At 41.4% G+C, this 19847-nt stretch carries 15 protein-coding genes and 1 pseudogene; 9 read left to right on the top strand and 7 right to left on the bottom strand.

Features of this window, described 5'->3' with window-relative positions:
* Positions 1-7: 7 nt before the first annotated feature.
* Positions 8-1837, top strand: a complete 1830-nt coding sequence (locus FD723_RS09495) for a serine/threonine-protein kinase (protein WP_179065112.1) — start codon at positions 8-10, stop codon at positions 1835-1837.
* A 341-nt stretch (positions 1838-2178) separates the two neighbouring features.
* Positions 2179-2397, top strand: a complete 219-nt coding sequence (locus FD723_RS09490; RefSeq protein WP_179065111.1) for a hypothetical protein — start codon at positions 2179-2181, stop codon at positions 2395-2397.
* A gap of 29 nt (positions 2398-2426) precedes the next feature.
* Here FD723_RS09490 and ribD read toward each other — a convergent pair whose 3' ends face one another.
* A complete protein-coding gene (gene ribD, locus FD723_RS09485) occupies positions 2427-3638 on the bottom strand; it encodes a bifunctional diaminohydroxyphosphoribosylaminopyrimidine deaminase/5-amino-6-(5-phosphoribosylamino)uracil reductase RibD (protein WP_179065110.1) in 1212 nt (403 codons plus the stop codon).
* Between the two features lie 472 nt (positions 3639-4110).
* Here ribD and FD723_RS09480 point away from each other — a divergent pair, with 472 nt between their 5' ends.
* The 4 genes from FD723_RS09480 (at position 4111) to FD723_RS09465 (ending at position 9031) form a co-directional block, all read left to right on the top strand.
* Positions 4111-4869, top strand: a complete 759-nt coding sequence (locus tag FD723_RS09480) for a DUF2993 domain-containing protein (protein WP_179065109.1) — start codon at positions 4111-4113, stop codon at positions 4867-4869.
* A gap of 105 nt (positions 4870-4974) precedes the next feature.
* On the top strand, positions 4975-6669 hold the full coding sequence (gene crtO / locus FD723_RS09475) for a beta-carotene ketolase CrtO (RefSeq protein WP_179065108.1): 1695 nt from the start codon (positions 4975-4977) through the stop codon (positions 6667-6669).
* Positions 6670-7324: 655 nt separating this feature from the next.
* On the top strand, positions 7325-8068 hold the full coding sequence (locus FD723_RS09470) for a tetratricopeptide repeat protein (protein WP_179065107.1): 744 nt from the start codon (positions 7325-7327) through the stop codon (positions 8066-8068).
* Between the two features lie 78 nt (positions 8069-8146).
* Positions 8147-9031: an NAD(P)-dependent oxidoreductase gene (locus tag FD723_RS09465; RefSeq protein WP_179065106.1), complete on the top strand. Its 885-nt coding sequence runs from the start codon at positions 8147-8149 to the stop codon at positions 9029-9031.
* Positions 9032-9045: 14 nt separating this feature from the next.
* On the opposite strand, the gene gcvP is transcribed toward FD723_RS09465, so the two are convergent.
* The 4 genes and pseudogenes from gcvP to FD723_RS42605 form a co-directional block, all read right to left on the bottom strand.
* On the bottom strand, positions 9046-12006 hold the full coding sequence (gcvP, locus tag FD723_RS09460; RefSeq protein ID WP_179065105.1) for an aminomethyl-transferring glycine dehydrogenase: 2961 nt from the start codon (positions 12004-12006) through the stop codon (positions 9046-9048).
* A 258-nt stretch (positions 12007-12264) separates the two neighbouring features.
* Positions 12265-12654: a glycine cleavage system protein GcvH gene (gene gcvH / locus FD723_RS09455; protein ID WP_179065104.1), complete on the bottom strand. Its 390-nt coding sequence runs from the start codon at positions 12652-12654 to the stop codon at positions 12265-12267.
* 125 nt (positions 12655-12779) lie between these two features.
* The gene (gcvT, locus tag FD723_RS09450) at positions 12780-13916 is read right to left on the bottom strand and encodes a glycine cleavage system aminomethyltransferase GcvT (protein WP_179065103.1); all 1137 of its coding nucleotides are present in this window, start codon (positions 13914-13916) and stop codon (positions 12780-12782) included.
* Between the two features lie 138 nt (positions 13917-14054).
* A pseudogene (locus tag FD723_RS42605) lies at positions 14055-15142 on the bottom strand (ISAs1 family transposase).
* Between the two features lie 148 nt (positions 15143-15290).
* Here FD723_RS42605 and FD723_RS09435 point away from each other — a divergent pair.
* The gene (locus FD723_RS09435) at positions 15291-15788 is read left to right on the top strand and encodes a pentapeptide repeat-containing protein (RefSeq protein ID WP_179065102.1); all 498 of its coding nucleotides are present in this window, start codon (positions 15291-15293) and stop codon (positions 15786-15788) included.
* A 77-nt stretch (positions 15789-15865) separates the two neighbouring features.
* Here FD723_RS09435 and FD723_RS09430 read toward each other — a convergent pair whose 3' ends face one another.
* Positions 15866-16033 (bottom strand): type II toxin-antitoxin system HicB family antitoxin, encoded by a 168-nt coding sequence (locus tag FD723_RS09430; protein WP_179065101.1) that lies wholly within the window; start codon positions 16031-16033, stop codon positions 15866-15868.
* Between the two features lie 51 nt (positions 16034-16084).
* Positions 16085-17422, bottom strand: a complete 1338-nt coding sequence (locus FD723_RS09425) for a tetratricopeptide repeat protein (RefSeq protein WP_179065100.1) — start codon at positions 17420-17422, stop codon at positions 16085-16087.
* 248 nt (positions 17423-17670) lie between these two features.
* Here FD723_RS09425 and FD723_RS09420 point away from each other — a divergent pair, with 248 nt between their 5' ends.
* Together FD723_RS09420 and FD723_RS09415 are read left to right on the top strand one after the other, a co-directional pair.
* Complete coding sequence (locus FD723_RS09420) at positions 17671-17817, top strand: hypothetical protein (RefSeq protein ID WP_179065099.1); 147 nt, start codon at positions 17671-17673, stop codon at positions 17815-17817.
* A gap of 277 nt (positions 17818-18094) precedes the next feature.
* Entirely contained in the window at positions 18095-19762 is a 1668-nt protein-coding gene (locus FD723_RS09415) for an IS1634 family transposase (protein ID WP_179063859.1), read from the top strand.
* Positions 19763-19847 lie beyond the last annotated feature (85 nt).

Below are 19847 nucleotides of genomic sequence, written 5' to 3'. Positions count from 1 at the left end.
ATTTTTCATGACAATAACCCTGCTGAACAATCGCTATCAAATTATCCAGGTAATCGGCGCTGGTGGGTTTGGCGAAACCTTTCTAGCAGAAGATGTCCACATGCCTTCTCGCCGTCGCTGTGTGATTAAGCAACTCAAACCGGTTACGAATAATGACCCGCAAACCTATCAACTTATTCAACAGCGATTTGAAAGGGAAGCCGCAACCTTGGAGTATTTGGGTGAAAGTAGCTACCAAATTCCTAAACTCTATGCCTACTTTTCTGAGAACGGACAATTTTACCTCGTCCAAGAATGGATTCACGGTCAAACCCTGACAAAAATTGTCGAAGCCAAAGGATTTGAGAGTGAAACTGTGGTTCGGCAAATCCTCTTGAGTCTGCTTTCAGTTTTAAATTATGTTCACAGCAAAGGCATTATTCACCGCGATATCAAGCCAGATAACATTATTCTCCGTTCTGTTGATAGCGAACCAGTTTTGATTGATTTTGGCGCAGTTAAAGAAACAATCCGTTCTGTGGTGAATCCTTCAGGATACCCGACGCGATCGCTCGTTATTGGTACACCCGGATATATGCCTAGCGAACAAGCTGTTGGCCGCCCAGTTTACGCCACTGATATCTACAGCTTAGGTTTAACAGCGATTTATCTGCTGACTGGCAAACACCCACAAGAACTACTAACCGATCTGAAAACTGGGGAAATACTTTGGCAGCAGCACGCGCCTCATGTATCTTCTCAATTGGCGGCGATACTCAATCAGGCAATTAGGCCTCATGCTGGCGATCGCTACAGCACTGCCAGTAAAATGCTATATGCCCTCCAATCTGCTAGCAATATACCTCCTGAGTTAACCGCAAATACTGCCACAGTCAGTTTTTCTACTGCGACATCGACTCGACAAACTCAGCCATTATATTCTCCGCAAAACAATTCTGCGATTGCAGGATCTTCCGCTCCTGGAAACTGGCAAAAATCTGCTGTAATTGTTGGTAGTTTGCTAGTCGGTGGCTTGATTGGTGCAGTTGTAATTCCTAATATCATTCGTCAGCAACAGCCAGAAACAACCATTGCCACAAGTCCTACCCCATCGCCAGAATCTTTTCCCAATCCTATATCTAGCGAACCGCCCATTTCTTCCCAAAATTCTCCACTTCCAGTTCCAGCTGTACCGATCTCACCACGACAACAGCCAGTAATTCCCGATCCTTTACCAACTTCTAATCCTCCGGTTGTATCCATACCACAGCCAAAAAGGAAGCCTATAATAACTTCAGATACTCCACCACCAGTAGCAGTCTCTACACCACAGCCAGAACCAAAGAATGAGGCGAGGGCAGTTCCCAGACCAGAAGCACCTCCAGCGTCACAAACCAACGAACAGCCACCTAGTAAAGTCGCTAGCGTTCCGGCATTTCCTACAGGTACACCAAGAAGCGCTGTAGAGGCTACCCTTGGCAAACCAAATCAAGATTTAAGAGGCGCATGGGGTAAGACTCGTGCTGTCGTTTACAAACTAGTGCCAAACAAAATTGACCTTGGCTATTTATTTGATCGTAATTCTAAATCGCTGCGCCAAACTGAGGTATCTTTTGCCCAATCGGTAGACCCACAAGTAATGGAAGATACCTTGAATGGAATGTTAGGTGGACAAGCCACTGAAGAAATTAAGCAGGGACTTAAACAGGTACAACAGCGCCAATCTGATAATTTTAGTTTTAAGAATGGCTCAGTTAAAGGTCAGATTATCCGCCAACAATGTGATTTTATTTACATCAGCATTTGGGATGTAGATTTACATGATTTTGTCAGTCCATCTACAGCCAAACAGTGTTAATTTTCTGAAAAACATTGTTCTCAAAAGCTAAATTTTTGTATCCCGTAAGACAGATTCAGTATTCAAGATAGTGCTTACAAAACTGTCTTAATTGGGCTATAATCAAGACAATTTCAGTCTTCACAAGCACAAAAACTAAATTTTTAGAATTAGCCCGTTTGTTTTCTTGCCCGTTACCCAATGCCCAATGCCCATTTCAAATTCTTAATCTTCATAAAGTTATAAATACCATTATTAAGTTTTTAATAATACTTGTCTCAGCTTCTACATTCATGTCGTAAATTGCGATTGGAATTGTGTAATCTAAAAAGAGCAAAGCTAAATTATTCAATTGAGGTCTGATGACTCCTACAATTATGCGTCAGCTTTGGTCAGTGGTTGAAACCGCCCAAGCCAAGCTCCTCTTACAACTTGATGATGCTAGCTTGGTGCAGTGGTTAGTGAAACAAACCGAAACGCAAGTTTTGTTAAATTCTCACGAAACTGATTATCTGTGCCACTACATTCAATCTCGGCTAGCCCTTATACGTGATATTGCTTATGAACGTCAGTGTTCATAATTGCAAAATCATCATGAATTGATTGATAGTCAATTGGCTTTTTGAGGAAAATAACCTTCCACTAAGCAGTCAGAGCCTACTACACGCCAACGAACACGTTCTAGAGATAACGCCTCGGTCATGGTAGTAAAACCTAAATCGCCCACTGGTGTGGGAGCAATGTTACCACCAATGATTTTTGGGGCAATAAATGCCAAAACTTTTTGCACTGCTCCTTGAGCGATCGCACTAGCAGCTAAGGTACCACCACATTCCCATAGCACGCTACAGAAACCCCGTTCATATAAGTATGCCATTGCCTTATCCGGTGTCAGTGATGTTAATTCCACCACCTCCACACCCTGTTTGAGCAACAGTTCTTGAAAATCGGGGTTAGCACCTTTCTGTGTCAACACCAAAGTTGGAGCATCCGTAGTTTGCCACAGATGGGCACTTTCCGGTAAGTTAAGATGGCGACTCATCACCACCCGCAGGGGATTATGTGCCCCCACCTGATGGCTGGTTAAGTAAGGATTATCCTGTCGGACTGTATTACCGCCGACAATTATGGCATCACAACCCGCCCGCAGTTGATGTACTTCATTGCGGGCCTCTTGGCTTGTCACCCAAGCGCTATGACCAGAGGTAGTAGCAATTTTCCCATCTAAAGTCATGGCATATTTTAAAATTCCTAAAGGCCGCTTGTAGAGAATGCGATGCACAAAAGCTTCATTTAGCTGACGACAAGCTTCTTCTTCTACTCCTACCAAGACTTCGATCCCCGCCGCCCGCAAACGGGCGATACCACCTCCAGCTACTAATGGATTGGGATCAACCATACCCACTACTACTTTTGCTACCCCTGCTTGGATCAATCCTTCCGAACAAGGGGGAGTACGTCCGTAGTGATTGCAAGGTTCAAGTGACACATAGATTGTTGCACCACGCGCAGCGCCAACACCTGCGGCTTTTAAGGCAAACACTTCTGCATGAGGCTCACCTGCACGAGGATGAAATCCTTCGCCGATAATCTCGCCATCCTTGACAATCACCGCTCCCACTAGCGGATTTGGCGAAGTCCGCCCTAAAGCGCGGCGAGCAAGTTCCAAACACCGCAGCATCATGCGAGAGTCAAAGTCAGTTCCTACCTTTTCCTTTGGTGGTGAATTCGAGCCAACTGCTGACTGCACTATTCGTATATTTTCCTGAGTGTAATTTGGTAAGGATGCATCTGCTTGAGCGACCACTGGGGAATTATCCATAATTTTAGGCAATACTGTAAATATTCTGCACGCGATCGCGCAGCCTCTCCACAGGAGAATCGCGCTTTGATCCTGATAATTAAACAGTAATATCCAGGCGCTATTATTGCCTGTCTTAACTTGCACCAGTCTCTAATATTCACATTACAATTCAGCGTAACTGAAACTTTAGCAGATTTGAACTGGGGATTGGGTACTGGGGACTGGGGAATTTTTAGAGAACTGGGTTCGACGAGTTATATAGTGTCCAATCTAATTAGCGGTAAAAAAAAGCTTGATTTTCCATCGTTTTCTCATTGCTCTCGTTCCCATGCTCTGTATAGGAACGAGAAAAGTAGTATCAAACAAAGTTTTTAGGACTTGTGTGTACACCGTAGGAGTTGGAGAGGGACATATACCCGAATATAGATTTAATCTTCAGAGCTAGCCTTTACAGTAACTAATAAGAGGATGTTTAGGAGATTACTAATTTATGCCTGATGAGCATCGCTTGGAGGAACAATTTCTATCTCAAGAAGCTGAAAAAAGAATATCCAGTCAGCTAAATGAAGTAGAACAAATAGAAATAGATATACAAACCGATCTATTGAAAATAGTTCAAGGACAGGCTGATGGAGTTTCGCTTACAGGCCAAGGATTAGTTATTCAGCAAGACATTCGCGTACAGGAAATAAAACTGCAAACAGATAGTATTGCCATTAATCCTTTTAGCGCTCTTTTTGGTCAAATAGAACTCAATGAGCCAGTCAATGCCATTGCTCGAATTATACTCACTGAATTAGATATTAATACTGCTTTGTACTCAGACTTTGTTCGCAACCAAATGCAAAACTTCGAGTTGAATGTAGATGGTGAAATTATTAGTTTTGAGCCGGAAGAAATTCAGGTATTTTTACCTGGTGATGACAAAATAGAATTTAGGGGAAAGTTGCTGTTAAAGGAAATGGGAAATACTCGCCCTTTAGCTTATACTGCGATCGCACGTCCACAAACTCATTCACAACCCGCAATGCTGGAGGGTTTTAACTGCACTGAGGGAGAGGGAATTTCAATAGAATTAATTATAGCATTGATGCAGAAAGCTAAAGAGCTAATGAATATACCATATTTTGAATGGGAGGATATCGCTTTTAGTATCAAAAATATAGAAGTACAAAAGGGTAATTTAATTCTTATGCTAGAAGCTCAGGTGAGGCAAATACCTTCATCATTGACTGTATTATCTCCTTAGTAGGATTGACAGTAACTAAAGATAATTTTTGTTACTGAAGGATGATGTAAATGTCACAAAATTTTTCTAATATTTGAAAAGCTACTTATTTTTAAATTCCAACTTATGCAAGAGTATGATGTTGTCCTGATCGGTGCTGGACATAATGGGCTAGTTTGTGCAGCTTATTTACTAAAAGCTGGTTATAGCGTTCTGTTACTAGAAAAACGTCCTGTTCCGGGTGGTGCAGCAACAACTGAAGAGTGTTTACCCCAAGAAGCCCCAGGATTTAAATTTAATTTGTGTGCTATTGACCATGAATTTATTCACTTAGGGCCAGTTGTTGAAGAATTAGAATTAGAAAAATACGGCTTGCATTATTTAGAGTGCGATCCGGTTGTTTTCTGTCCTCATCCTGATGGCAAGTATTTCTTAGGACATAAGTCGGTGGAAAAGACTTGTGCCGAAATTGCTCGTTACAATGAACGTGATGCTAGAAAATACGCAGAATTTGTAGATTTTTGGCAGCGATCGCTAGGTGCAATGGTTCCGATGTTCAATGCACCACCAAAGTCAATTATAGACATCCTTGGTAACTACGACATCACAAAACTGAAAGATTTATTTTCGGTTATTGGTTCTCCAAACAAAACGCTGGACTTTATTCGCACAATGTTAACCAGCGCGGAAGATTTACTTAACGAGTGGTTTGATGAGGAATTTCTAAAAGCACCACTAGCCAGACTAGCATCAGAACTTGGTGCGCCACCATCACAAAAAACCCTTGCTATCGGTGCAATTATGATGGCAATGCGTCATAATCCAGGAATGGCCAGACCTCGCGGCGGAACTGGCGCACTTGTGCAAGCTTTGGTGAATTTAGTCACAAGTAAAGGTGGCGTGATTCTCACAGACCAGCACGTTGAAAAAGTTTTAATTGATGATGGGAAAGCTGTAGGTGTACGGGTTGCTGGTGGTAAAGAATATCGCGCTAAATATGGAGTTATTTCTAATATTGATGCCAAGCGATTATTTTTGCAAATGACTGATAAAAGCGATGTTGATGGAGTCGACCCAAATTTATGGGAAAGATTAGAACGCCGCATCGTTAATAACAACGAAACTATCCTCAAAATAGATTTGGCTTTAGATGAACCACTGCGCTTTCCATACCACGCCCACAAAGACGAATATCTCGTCGGTTCTATCTTAATTGCAGATTCCGTAGCTCATGTAGAACAGGCTCATAGTAAATGCACCTTGGGAGAGATTCCTGATGCTGACCCATCAATGTATTTGGTAATGCCTAGTTATTTAGATCCTACATTAGCACCATCAGGTAAGCACACCCTATGGATTGAATTTTTTGCCCCTTATCAAATTGCTGGTGCAGAAGGCACCGGTTTAAAAGGTACTGGTTGGACTGATGAATTGAAAAACAAAGTTGCAGATAGAGTAATTGATAAATTGGCAGACTATGCACCAAATGTCAAAAATGCAACTATCGCTCGTCGTGTAGAAAGCCCAGCAGAACTAGGAGAAAGGTTAGGTGCATATAAAGGCAACTATTACCATGTTGACATGACTCTAGATCAGATGATCTTTTTCCGCCCCTTGCCAGAAATAGCGAACTACAAAACACCAATTGATAATCTATTTTTAACTGGTGCAGGTACTCATCCAGGTGGTTCAATTTCGGGAATGCCGGGACGCAATTGTGCCCGCGCATTTTTACAGGCAAAACATCCCATTAGCCAAACTTTAAAGGATGCGCGAGATTCGATTAAGTCAACTGTCGAGTCGGTTTTTGGTATAAATTAAACCTTGCAAAAATAGAGCCTATTATCTCCTATTTTTTACCTTTGTGTCTTGGTACTGAAAATATCATTTTGGTATTATAAAGACATGAAGGCAAGCTATTGCACCGACAATTTGCATTTTACAGCTATTTTCAGGTAAATAGACTACGCTGCTAGGGGCACAGCAATGCTGTGCCCTTACGACAGATGTAGTTCAAATACATGAAAACTGCTGTAAGCTGCATATTTTCAATCACGAGAAAGACGCAAACACAGAATTTGAATAATGATTAGCTTAAATAATTGCTTGACAAATTGCTTGACACAATAAAGCAAATAACAGCCTTTTATCGTCAAAAGCTACTACGATCGCATCCTTGTTAATTAAAGAGAAATACTACATATACGAGTGCGATGTCTATGACGAGTTGTGCTTACGTAACGTATGCAGCAACACAAATTATTGTTTTTTGATTGAAATAGAATCTAAGTGATTGCTTTGTGTGTATCTAATATGATAATGTGATGTACGCTTGATTTTAATAAAAATCTCTGCATCGCCAACAAAGCTCTTTCTCAAAAGAAAAGTAAATTAATGGCTAAAAACTAGTGTATTTTGATAATACTCAAAAAACAAACAGATTTTAACATCATTTAATAAGTTTTGTAGGTACAGCATGGTTTTTCGGCACTGCTTCGTTGCATCTAACATGATAGTTTTCTTAGCATTTGGTTGTAGTAGTGGGGCAAATTCATCGATAGAAAATACTACACAATTTGTTCAAGAAAGTAATGTAACCCAACTTTTCATAGAAGCGAAGGCTACGCAAAAAGCAGAAGATTTCTTTCATCAAGGCAATCATTTATTAGATGGGCAACGTTATCAAGATGCCATAAAAGCTTATGACAAAGCGATCGCCATCAAAGTTGAGAATCCTGAAGCTTGGATTAACCGTGGCATAGCTTTAACATCGTTGCACCGCTACCAAGATGCTCTTGTATCTTACGACAAAGCGATCGCCATCAAACCCGACAAATATGAAGCTTGGTATAATCGCGGCATAGCCTTAACATCGTTGCACCGCTACCAAGATGCTCTTGCATCTTACGACAAAGCGATCGCTACCAAACCGAATAAATATGAAGCCTTAATTAACCGAGGCATAGCTCTGACAAAGCTGCACCGCTACCAAGATGCGATCGCATCTTATAATAGAGCGATCGCCATCAAGCCGGATTTGCACCAAGCATATTACAACAAAGCTTGCTCTTATGCTTTACAAAGCAATCTGGAATTAGCAATTGAGAATCTAGACAAAGCAATCGAGTTTGTTCCTGATAAATACAAGAAATTAGCCAAAACTGACCCCGACTTTAGCAAAGTGCGTAGTGAAAAGCAGTTTCAGAAATTACTGCAATAGTATTTTATTACCACTACTCAGTGTAGAATATAAGCCTAACAAGATTTTTTTCGTGATGCTAGCGGTTTACGATTAGACATGAAAAAATTGTTAATCACCGGAACAAGTGGTTTTTTAGGATGGCATCTTTGCCAGCTTGCAAAAGAAGAATGGGAGATTTATGGCACTTATTTATCCCATCCCTTAGAAATTCATGAGATGAAAATGTTAAAAGCAAACTTAACAAATTTTCAGGAATTGAAACGCATATTTAATGATGTCAAACCGACGGCAGTTATTCATACTGCTGCACACTCGCAACCAAATTTTTGTCAAACCAACCCCAAAGAATCGCACGCAATTAATGTGATAGCATCCTGCAATATTGCCGGACTGTGTGCAGATAATTCTATTCCTTGTGCTTTTACCTCAACTGATTTAGTTTTTGATGGCTTAAATGCCCCATATCAAGAGACAGATGCCGTGTGCCCTGTCAATCTTTACGGTGAGCAAAAGGCGATCGCAGAAGCAGATATGCTAGAAAGATATCCCATGACCGCAGTGTGTCGAATGCCGTTGATGTTTGGTGCAGCAACACCTACAGCTAAAAGCTTTATTCAGCCATTTATTCAAACTTTACAAGCTGAAGAAGAACTAAGTTTATTTATAGATGAATTTCGCACACCAGTAAGTGGAACAACTGCTGCCAAAGGACTTTTATTAGCATTAGAAAAAGTGAACGGCATCATTCACTTAGGTGGCAAAGAGCGGATTTCACGTTATGATTTTGGACAGATATTAGTGGAAGTATTTCAACTTCCTAGCACTGGTCTTAAATCCTGCCGACAACAAGATGTGAAAATGGCAGCACCTAGACCAGCAGATGTTTCTTTGGATAGTTCTAAAGCTTTTGCATTGGGTTATCAGCCTTTATCTGTAAGGGAAGAATTGCAAGAGTTAGGAGTTTTAATTCCTAACTCTTAACTCCTTACTTCAAGTTAATAAGCATCCATTGGCAGACAAGAACAAACAAAATTCCTATCGCCAAAGGCTGCATCAATGCGACCAACAGCAGGCCAGAATTTATATTCACGAGTCCAAGGCGCAGGATAGGCAGCTTGTTCGCGAGAATAAGGATGATTCCATTCTCCGGTGATGAGACTTTCGGCTGTGTGGGGTGCGTTCTTCAAAACATTATCTTGAGCATCCACTTTGCCGACTTCTATTTCGGCGATTTCTTGGCGAATAGAAATCAACGCATCACAGAAACGATCTAACTCTTGTTTAGATTCACTTTCTGTAGGTTCCACCATGATTGTACCCCCGACAGGCCAAGAGACAGTCGGCGCATGGAAACCATAATCCATGAGACGCTTTGCGACATCATCAATTTCGATCGCAGCTGATTTTTTGAGCGATCGCAAATCTAAAATACATTCATGGGCAACTAGACCATTTTTCCCCTGATACAAAACGGGATAGTAAGATTCCAGTTTCTTGGCAATGTAATTAGCGTTGAGAATCGCCACCTTCGTTGCATGGGTTAAACCATCTGCACCCATCATCGCAATGTACATCCAAGAAATCACCAAGATACTCGCACTACCCCAAGGCGCAGCCGCAACCGCACCAATATGCTGGGTACTGGTAATTTCCTCTTTCCTAGTCCCCAGTCCCCAGTCCCCAATCCCTACCACAGGATGTCCGGGGAGAAAAGGTACAAGATGAGAAGCAACCCCAATAGGCCCCATACCAGGGCCACCGCCACCATGAGGAATACAGAAGGTTTTGTGCAAATTTAAATGGCAGACATCCGCGCCAATATCTCCAGGACGGCAAATTCCCACTTGGGCATTCATATTTGCCCCATCCATGTAAACTTGTCCACCGTGGCTATGGACAACAGCGCAGATTTCCTGAATTGGTTCCTCAAAGACACCGTGAGTTGAGGGATATGTCACCATTAAGGCAGCTAGTTCATTGCTGTGTTTTTCTGCCTTACTCTTCAGGTCAGCAACGTCAATATTACCTTGTGAGTCACAGGCAACAGCCACCACCTTCATCCCGCACATCACCGCACTTGCTGGGTTTGTCCCGTGTGCCGAAGTGGGAATCAAACAGACATTACGGTGTGCTTCGCCTCGATTTTCGTGATATTGACGAATCACTAAAAGTCCAGCATATTCGCCCTGAGAACCAGCATTTGGTTGTAGAGAAATTCCCGCAAAACCAGTAATTTCAGCCAACCATGCCTCAAGTTGCTGGAATAGGATTTGATAACCTTGCGTTTGCGATGCCGGGGCAAATGGATGAATCTTGCCAAATTTCTCCCAACTTACCGGAATCATTTCAGCTGTCGCATTCAACTTCATTGTGCAAGAACCCAAGGGAATCATCGACGTAGTTAACGACAAGTCCTTGCTTTCTAGCTTGTGCAGATAACGTAATAACTCCGTTTCTGAGTGATAGCGGTTAAAAACTGGGTGAGTGAGATAGGTACTGGTGCGGGCAAAGGTTGAGTTTGGTAGAGATGATTTGCGCCGTGCTGCAATTAAGTCTCCAATTTCTTTAAAACCGAAAAATAGACTATCAGGCGCGGCAAAAATCTCGAAAAGCTCTATTAAATCATCTGCTGTAGTTGTTTCATCTACAGAGATACCAACGGCAGTGTCATCAAAAATTCGCAGGTTAATATTCCTTGCTTGACAAGCTTCGAGAATAACTTCCAGGCTGCGTGTTCCCAACTCCACCCGCAATGTATCAAAGAAATGTTCAGAACTAATTTTGTAACCCAGATGCTTTAGTCCTGCTGCCAACATTAAAGTTAGCTGGTGGATATTTTCGGCAATTTGCTTAAGTCCAGTAGGCCCATGATAGACGGCGTACATACTCGCCATTACCGCTAATAGCACCTGTGCCGTACAAATATTACTAGTAGCTTTTTCGCGGCGGATGTGCTGTTCGCGAGTTTGCAACGCCAGACGTAATGCAGGTTTACCTTGGGCATCTTTTGATACACCTACAATTCGCCCTGGAACCAGCCGCTTATACTCTTCTTTCGTAGCAAAGTATGCCGCATGAGGGCCACCAAAGCCCAAGGGAATACCGAATCTCTGAGTGCTACCGACAGCAATATCAGCGCCAAATTCCCCAGGAGGGGTTAGCAAAGTTAAACTTAGAGGATCTGCTGCTACCGTCACCAATGCACCCTTAGCATGGGCTTTTTCTATAAAAGCGCGGTAGTCGAAAATGGTGCCATCACTTGCAGGGTATTGCAGAACAGCTCCAAAAATTGGTTGATCAAAATCAAATGTTTGATGATCGCCGACAATGATCTTAATCCCTAATGGTTTAGCGCGTGTTTGCAACACGTCAATAGTTTGGGGATGACAATCATGAGAGACAAAATAGGCATCTGCGTGATTTTTGGAGACACCATAGCTTAGACTCATCGCTTCAGCGGCGGCTGTGGCTTCATCAAGTAAGGAAGCATTGGCAATTTCTAAACCTGTGAGGTCAATAATCAGGGTTTGGAAATTCAGCAGCGCTTCTAGTCGCCCTTGGGCAATTTCTGGCTGATAGGGAGTGTAGGCAGTATACCAACCAGGGTTTTCTAGAATGTTACGCCCAATCACAGGAGGGGTAATACTGTCGTAATATCCCATACCAATGTATGAACGGAAAACCTGATTTTTGGCTGCAACTTTTTTTAAAGATACCAGTGCTGCATACTCACTTTCTGCTGCTGGTAACTTTAGCGGTTGCTTCAGCCTGATTGACTGTGGAACTGTTTGGTCAATTAGGGCATCCAGGCTAGGAAACCCCAAAACTTTCAGCATTTGGTGGATGTCATCAGTGTTAGGGCCAATGTGTCTTGGCACAAAACTACTTAACTTTTGACTTTTTTCGTCCAGCACTTGCTGCTCATTAGACTTGAGAATAGGGGCGTTTAATACCACAAATTACTCTCCAGATGGTACTATTTCATATTTTGCAATAAATACTGATGAGAAGTAGGTGTAACTTTTCAGTTTATCTAAATTTCATGACTTATTTTTGAGTGGAGAGGGAGAGATGGGAAAGCAAGGGGAGCAGGGAGAGCATGGGAAGCAGGGGAAGTGAAGAGAAAATTTTAGTATTTTTTACAACCGTTATAGTCCTAAATACACTTATTTTTTTCTCTCCCCCTGCCTCCCCATTTCCCCACTCCCCATTCCCTACTCCCCTTCTACCAGTGCGCGATACTGAGCTGCTGTCAAATCGTCGTCAACTTCACCAGGATCATCGACGCGCACTTTTAAGAACCATCCTTCGCCGTAGGGGTCATCTGACACTTGTTCGGGATCGTCAATCAAAGCATCATTACGTTCTATGACTGTGCCGGTCACTGGTGAATTCAATTCTTCAACGGCTTTCACTGATTCAATTGTGCCAATTTTGTCTCCCTTGCTAATAGCTTCGCCGATATCTGGCAGTTCCAAAAACACGATATCACCCAATTCATGTACGGCAAACTCAGTAATGCCAATGGTGGCAATTTCACCATCTAGTCGCACGTATTCATGAGAATCTAGGTATTTGAAATCTTCAGGATATTCAAAAGACATATCACTTCCTCTCCCTTATTAAAAAATTATTGCCTCGATAGTCATCCAAAACCATATCTGGTAATGAACCTTAGTGTAGATTGAATAACTCACAACACATTATTCCTCAAAAACCTTGGCGCTTGTTAGTTGGCAACACGATTTTTTGACCGATAGAAGGGACGTTTCACCACAACTGCTGGATAAGCTTTGCCACGAATCTCAACTTCTAGCTGTTGACCGATACCTGCTAGCTTGGTAGGAACGTAAGCTAAGGCAACGGGATAACCAAGTGTAGGTGACAAAGTGCCACTGGTCACTTCTCCCACAACTTTACCTGCGGATAACACTTGATAGCCATGACGGGCAATGTTACGTCCTTGAGTTTGTAAACCGACCAATCGGCGCTGCACTCCAGTAGCTTTTTGTTGTGCTAAAACTTCCCGACCAATAAAATCGCCTTTGGTATCTAAGTGAACTAGCCACCCTAAACCTGCTTCTAAGGGTGTGGTGATGTCATCGATATCTTGTCCGTAAAGTGCCATCGCCGCTTCTAGGCGCAGAGTATCTCTCGCACCGAGTCCACAAGGGATAACACCAGCTTTATGGAGACTTTGCCACAATGCTATCCCCACATCTGGGTCTATCATCACCTCAAAGCCATCTTCTCCGGTGTAACCTGTGCGGGCTAAGAAAGCAGGTTTACCTAGTAGGGTTGCTTCTAAATGTCCAAAGGCTTTGATTGGTTGTAAGTCTTCTTGGACTAATGGCTGGAGATATTTAATCGCTTTTGGCCCTTGGACGGCGATTAAGACTTTATCTGGTGAAAGGTCTTGAAATTGCAACTTATCTAGGTCAAGGTGTTGCAATAGCCATGCTTTATCTTTACTGGAGGTTGCCGCATTTACTATGATGAATGCTTTCTGTATCCCAGTGGTGTCTTCACCTTGATAATAAACAATGATATCGTCAATAATTCCGGCTTGGGGATTTAACAATACGGTGTATTGTGCTTGACCAGCTTGCAAACGACTCAAGTCGGAAGGCACTAGTGACTGGAGTTGGGAAATTAGATTTTTACCTTGGAGGGTAAATTTGCCCATGTGGGAAATATCGAACATTCCGGCTGTATTTCTGACAGCCTCGTGTTCGCGACTAATTCCACTAAATTGCACGGGCATTTCCCAACCGCCAAAGCTGGTAAAGCGGGCTTTGAGTTCTACACCCAATTGATATAAAGGGGTTCGCGCCAAAGATTGGGCGTTGTCTTCTTGATTAGCCACAGGTAATTATTTTGCGATCGCACCTCAACATCTATCATCCTACGAGATGCTTTCCAGTTTTGGGCATTGGGCATTGGGTATGGGTTATTCTCCTGTCCCCCTTGTCCCCCTTGTCTCCTTTGTACCCTCAGGGTGGTTTCATACAAAGAAAGAAAAAACTCTATCGAGTTGGTTGGAGAGTGCGCGTTGTGCTTGAGGAATAGTTCGGAAACCGAGTTTGCGTGCGATCGTAATAAAAAAGTTGTGTAAGATAGACCAATTCACAGGGGCATTGCCACCACGCCGTAGTGGAAAGTCTTCTTTGAATGTCACATCTCTTACCCAATGAAGTCGATTTTCGATTCCCCAATGCCCTTGAATGTCGGCAAGTAACTGTTGAGCTTCGAGATATTGACTACAGATATAGAATTGACGCTCGTAAAATGGCCGACCATTGCGCTCACCCTGACGCTCGACAACAATAAAAGTTTTGAGTCCAGACCATTTTTTTTGAATTTGTTCGGGGGCAGCAAAAACCTTGCACTGACGTTGAACTAGCCGAGAATGAACATTCTCTACAGTTGTGGCACTGCTAAGTGGAACATCTTGTTGTAACTCGGTTTGAGCCATTTTGTAGAGTGTCGGTTGATTTTCTTTTAATCCAATCAGGTAGTCATTGCCACTATTGACAATCAGTGATACAGTTTTTTTTGGCAGTGTAGAGCATCAAGTGTAAAAACGACTTGTTGACCACAAAACTCGAAGATTAATTGTTTTACGATCGCTACTTCACTAATTTTTTTGTTGGACATTGGTTGCATCCTGAGTACAATACCTCGTTCATGACTATAAACCGATACTGTACTGATAAAGTTTTGGTAGGACTGACTGTAATCTGTGACTGTGCAACGAATGCCTTTTCCGTCAATTGCCAATCTTTCTCCTGGCATCGGTGGAACAAAAACTAACGCCCAATTATTAAATAAGTCGGTGAATGGCTGAAAATCTACTGTTTTGAGTACTCGTCGGAACGTTGAATAGGATGGAAACTTCATTGTTTCATCTAGGTTTAACAGCTCAATTAAGCTCCGTCTGTGTACTTTGGTAAAATCTTCCAGTGGCCGGTAGCCCCAATACCCAGTCATTGCTCCGAGCAATATGAGCAATAATACCAACCATAATTCATGCCTTCGTCCTCGGATGTGTCTATAGTCTGGGACTTGCTGCAATTGTTCGACGAGATTCATACTTGTTAGTTATCCATTTTTCTCCACCCTCTATAAATCATTATTATTTTTCTCTCGTTGTATGAAACCACCCTGCTTGTCTCCTTTGTACCCTTCTGTGAGGTTTAATAGTTAAGGTGAAAGTGTTGAGATTTATTAAGAAGACATTATGAAATATTGGCAACTGTTAGCTAGCTTTGTCTTAGCTATGGTTCTTTTTTTGTTTCCTCTATCGGCACAAGCTGCAAGTTCTTCCAGTATTACCCGTTCTGTGGGGAATGATGAACTTAAGGGCAAGGATTACTCTGGTCAAAGTTTAATTGGTACTGAGTTTACCAATCTCAAATTAGAGAATGCTAATTTTAGCAATGCTGACTTACGTGGTGGCGTGTTTAACGGTAGCGTATTGGAGGGAGTAAATCTGCATGGTGCTGATTTTAGTGAAGGTATAGCCTATCTAACAAGATTTAAGAATGCTGATTTAAGTGATGCTGTGTTGACTGATGCCATGATGCTGCGTTCTACTTTTGATGGTGTGGATATCACGGGTACTGATTTTACAAATGCAATTTTAGATGGGGTTCAAGTGAAAAAGCTTTGTGTTAAGGCAAGTGGTGTGAATTCTAAAACTGGCGTGGATACTCGCAAGTCTTTAGGATGTAAGTAAATTCTCACCCCTCTTCATCAGTCAAGAAGAGGGGAATATATATTTTAAACTATTGAGGATGTAGAGAGCGATCGCGTTTACAATAACTCTAAAAAGCTTGGCTCAAGAAAAAGTTCTATTGCTTCTTGGATATTTTCTAATGCTTCTTCAATAGTTTCTCCTTCACTGATACAACCTGGAAGTGAGGGAACATAGACGGTGTATCTGCCTTCATCACTGGGTTCTAATAGGACTTTTATCTTCATGCTGGAGCTTTGTAACTACTTTTTTTATTTTGAATTACTTTTAGGCGATCGCTAGTGATATGCTGCTTCTCTTAAACAGCTTGTATAATTTTCCCGAACTGTCATAGTTGTAGGATGACTTACACCTAAAGTTCGTTCACAAATTTTCAAAGCTTTCTCAAATAAGGGTTTGGCTTTCCTATAGCGTCTTGCATAACGGTAGAGTGCGGCGAGATTATTCATGCTAATGGCAACATCAGGATGATTGTCTCCCAGCAGGCGCTTACTCAGTTCTAAAGCTTTCTGATACAAGGGTTCGGCTTTGGTGTGGCGTCCAGTAGATTCGTAGAGTTGTGCTAAATTATTTAAGCTAGTGGCAACATCAATATGTTCTTCTCCCAGCAGACGTTTTCTCAATTTTAAAGCTTGCTCAAACAAGGGTTCGGCTTCGCTGTAGCGTCTTGTATAACAGTACAATGCTGCTAAATTGTTCAGACTCGTGGCAACATGGGGATGTTCTTCTCCCACGAGGCGTTTCCACAGTTCTAAAGCTTGCTGATACAAAAGTTCGGCTTTAGTATAGCGTCCTGTAGATTCGTAGATTAATGCTAAATAGCTGAGGCTAGTGGCGAAATCAATATGTTCTTCTCCTAGCAAGCGTTTTCTCAGTTCTAAAGCTTGTTCAAGCAAGGGTTCGGCTTCGTTGTAGCGTCCCGTAGATTCGTAGACTCCTGCTAAATTGCTGAGGCTAGTGGCGACATCAATATGTTCTAACCCAAGACGATTTTGAGTCAGTTCTACACACTGTTGCAACCAAGGTTCTGCTTGCCGATAAAGTCCTTGACTTTGATAAAACCAGGCTAATTTGGTAAACAGAGTAATGAGATTTTCATCGCCGACATACTGGGATAGGTGGGTTGCAACTTCTGTAATGTGCGGGATATGTGGAGTTAGGTTGAGAATATCTTCAGGGTTAGGCTGTTGCGGAATTAACTTTGCTACCTCTAGCATCATGGCGGCAAATTTAGTTTTTGCTTCATCCGCCTCACTTGACTTATCCAACTTCATTTGGAAAAGTTGCCGAATCTCTGGATTGAGACGATAAATTCCTTGACTTTTCTGTTGTAGCAAATGTAATTCCAGTAAATCGGCTATGGCTTTCTTGTTGAGTTCTTGTTTTTTGTCATCTTCTATAGTCTCAATAGATAAGGGAATGTCAGCTAAGGCACACAAACTTAGCAAACAGCCAAAGCTTTGGGCATTTTCATCTAATTTTTCCCAACTCACTTCAAAAGCTTCAGCTACACCATATTCAGAAGGCATCAATGAATTAGCATTGACTACTGGTTCTTGTTCCACTCGTTTCTTCTCTAGCCGCGTCAGCAATGTTTCCAGAGATACATCTGGCATTTTATCCAGATATCCTCTCACTAACTCTAACGCTAATGACAATATATAAGCGTGAGAATCGAACCGCAGAGGCGCAGAGGACACGGAGGAAGAGGTAAGAAGGAGCGATCGCCCTTTGAGGTTACAATTAATGACGAAGCCTCCGGTTCTGATAGTAGTAATACTTAATGCTTGACCGCAACCCCATGCTGCTCTATCGTCAATAATAGCGGCACAGTCGGAATTTTTTAGAAGTAAGCGATCGCCCTATGTTTCAGTTTAATTTAGAGATGAATGAGCGATCGCCCTTTGCTAATGAGCATGAGAATCGAACCGCAAAGGACGCAAAGGAAGAGAGAACAAGGAGCGATCGCTGTTTTAAGTTAGAATTGATGGCGATCGCTGCTAAAATTTGAACTACAACTGTTGTCTGGCATCAATTTGGTGTGATTTTTTGAAAGGGTGCGATCGTTAACGATATGCTTCTTTTAAAACCCACATTCCGCACCTAAAACTGGCACACAGAGAAAGCAGTAAGTAAATTAAAACTACTGGTAGAAATTGAGACAAGAAAAACCCAGAAGTAAAGTTAATAGCCAGAATCAGGGTAAAAGTCAAAAAATAAATAAAATTAGCACTCTATAAGCTTCCATCATGAAAAGCTAAAAATAGTTGATGGGATATAGTGTGAAAATGAATTCGCCTTTGAGCATTGAAGTAAAAAATTTAAATCACCTGGGGATAGTAGCAGGAATTATTGATGAAATAGGGTTGGTAGACCAAATAAATAAAATACTTGGACAGCACCCGCAGTCTAAAGTGAGTGCGGGTCAGGCGGTCAAAGCAATGATACTAAACGGGTTAGGGTTTGTATCTGGAACATTATATATGTTTCCTAAATATATGGATAGCTATGCCTGTGAACACTTGATAGGAGAAGGAGTATTACCAGAACATTTAAATGACGACAGACTAGGAAGAGTATTAGACCAATTATATTTAAAAGGATTAAGTGGAATCTTCACTTTAATAGCGTTAGCAGCAGTAAAAAAATATGGAGTAGATTTATCATCGCTACACTTAGATTCTTCTTCATTGCATCTGCACGGAGAATATAAAACTGGTTTACCCGAAGTAGCCTTTGAAAGAAATGCTCCCACAGAAAATGAAGATAAGCTCCTAGAGTTAGCACCACAACCAATAAATATAACTTATGGTTATTCAAGAGATCATAGACCAGACTTAAAACAATTTATTCTAGAGTTAATTTGTAGCAGTGATGGGGATATTCCCATCTTTTTAAAAGCAGCGTCAGGAAATCAATCAGATACGAAAACCTTTGCGAAAACTCTCGTGAATTTTCGAGAAAATATTGATATAGATGCGTTAATGGTAGCAGACAGCGCATTATATAGTGCCGAAAACCTGAATTTGATGAAAAGCCTCAAATGGTTATGCAGAGTTCCATTGACAGTGGGGTTAGCCAAGCAAATACTATTAGGAATAGACTCCAAAGATTTAATCCAAAGTGAAATAACAGGTTATTCATATATAGTCAAGTCTAGTAACTATGCCGGGATCGAGCAAAGATGGCTGATAGTTGAAAGCCAAGAACGGAAAAAAGCAGATTCTAAACAGCTGATGCGCCGTGTTCAGCAAGCCCAAATAAATGCTCATCAAAAGCTCACAAAATTATGTAATGAAGAATTTGCTTGTCATCGAGATGCCAAGAAAGCTGCATTACATCTATCAGAGCAATTAAAATATCATTGTTTGGCTGAAATTAAAATATCTAAGAAACAGTTAAAACCTCAAGGTAAAAACAAAAACAACAATCAGAATGACTGGAAATATTACTATCAGATATCCGCGCAATTAGAGCAAGATAAAGCAGCAATTGAACTTGAAAATCGCGCTTCGGGAAAATTTATTTTAGCAACTAATATTATTGATGAATCCCAATTAAGCCACACTGACATGATTAAGGAATATAAAGCTCAACAATCATGTGAAAGAGGCTTTGCTTTCTTAAAAGACCCTTTATTCTTAACAGATAGCATATTTATTAAGTCACCGGAGCGCATTGAAGCTTTATCAATGATTATGGGGTTATGTTTGTTGGTTTATACTTTAGGACAACGACAGTTACGTGGAATTTTATTAGCTCAAAACCAGGAAATAAAAAATCAATTAGGTAAACCAACAGACCGCCCCACTCTCAGGTGGATATTTCAATGTTTCCAAGGTATTCATTTATTAATTGTTAATAGTGTTTCACAAATATCAAACCTCTCTGATGAAAGATTATGGATATTACAATTTTTTCCTAGTACTTGTCGTCGCTACTATTTATTAGTTTGATTATTATTTTAATTAAGCTTTACTTTTACTAATTTTTGCAAGAGTTACTCACTCTATGTTTAGTAACTCTACGTTTTAGTGCAGG

It is taken from the genome of Nostoc sp. C052 (assembly GCF_013393905.1).
GTDB lineage: Bacteria > Cyanobacteriota > Cyanobacteriia > Cyanobacteriales > Nostocaceae > Nostoc.
Note: the sequence above shows the minus strand (reverse complement) of the source record. Positions and strands in the feature narration are given on the sequence as shown.

Coding starts and splice junctions, on each gene's coding strand:
- FD723_RS09495 (WP_179065112.1), top strand. CDS start 8: ATGACAATAACCCTGCTGAACAATCGCTATCAAATTATCCAGGTAATC.
- FD723_RS09490 (WP_179065111.1), top strand. CDS start 2,179: ATGACTCCTACAATTATGCGTCAGCTTTGGTCAGTGGTTGAAACCGCC.
- ribD (WP_179065110.1), bottom strand. CDS start 3,638: ATGGATAATTCCCCAGTGGTCGCTCAAGCAGATGCATCCTTACCAAAT.
- FD723_RS09480 (WP_179065109.1), top strand. CDS start 4,111: ATGCCTGATGAGCATCGCTTGGAGGAACAATTTCTATCTCAAGAAGCT.
- crtO (WP_179065108.1), top strand. CDS start 4,975: ATGCAAGAGTATGATGTTGTCCTGATCGGTGCTGGACATAATGGGCTA.
- FD723_RS09470 (WP_179065107.1), top strand. CDS start 7,325: ATGGTTTTTCGGCACTGCTTCGTTGCATCTAACATGATAGTTTTCTTA.
- FD723_RS09465 (WP_179065106.1), top strand. CDS start 8,147: ATGAAAAAATTGTTAATCACCGGAACAAGTGGTTTTTTAGGATGGCAT.
- gcvH (WP_179065104.1), bottom strand. CDS start 12,654: ATGTCTTTTGAATATCCTGAAGATTTCAAATACCTAGATTCTCATGAA.
- FD723_RS09435 (WP_179065102.1), top strand. CDS start 15,291: ATGAAATATTGGCAACTGTTAGCTAGCTTTGTCTTAGCTATGGTTCTT.
- FD723_RS09430 (WP_179065101.1), bottom strand. CDS start 16,033: ATGAAGATAAAAGTCCTATTAGAACCCAGTGATGAAGGCAGATACACC.
- FD723_RS09425 (WP_179065100.1), bottom strand. CDS start 17,422: ATGCCAGATGTATCTCTGGAAACATTGCTGACGCGGCTAGAGAAGAAA.
- FD723_RS09420 (WP_179065099.1), top strand. CDS start 17,671: ATGTTTCAGTTTAATTTAGAGATGAATGAGCGATCGCCCTTTGCTAAT.
- FD723_RS09415 (WP_179063859.1), top strand. CDS start 18,095: ATGAATTCGCCTTTGAGCATTGAAGTAAAAAATTTAAATCACCTGGGG.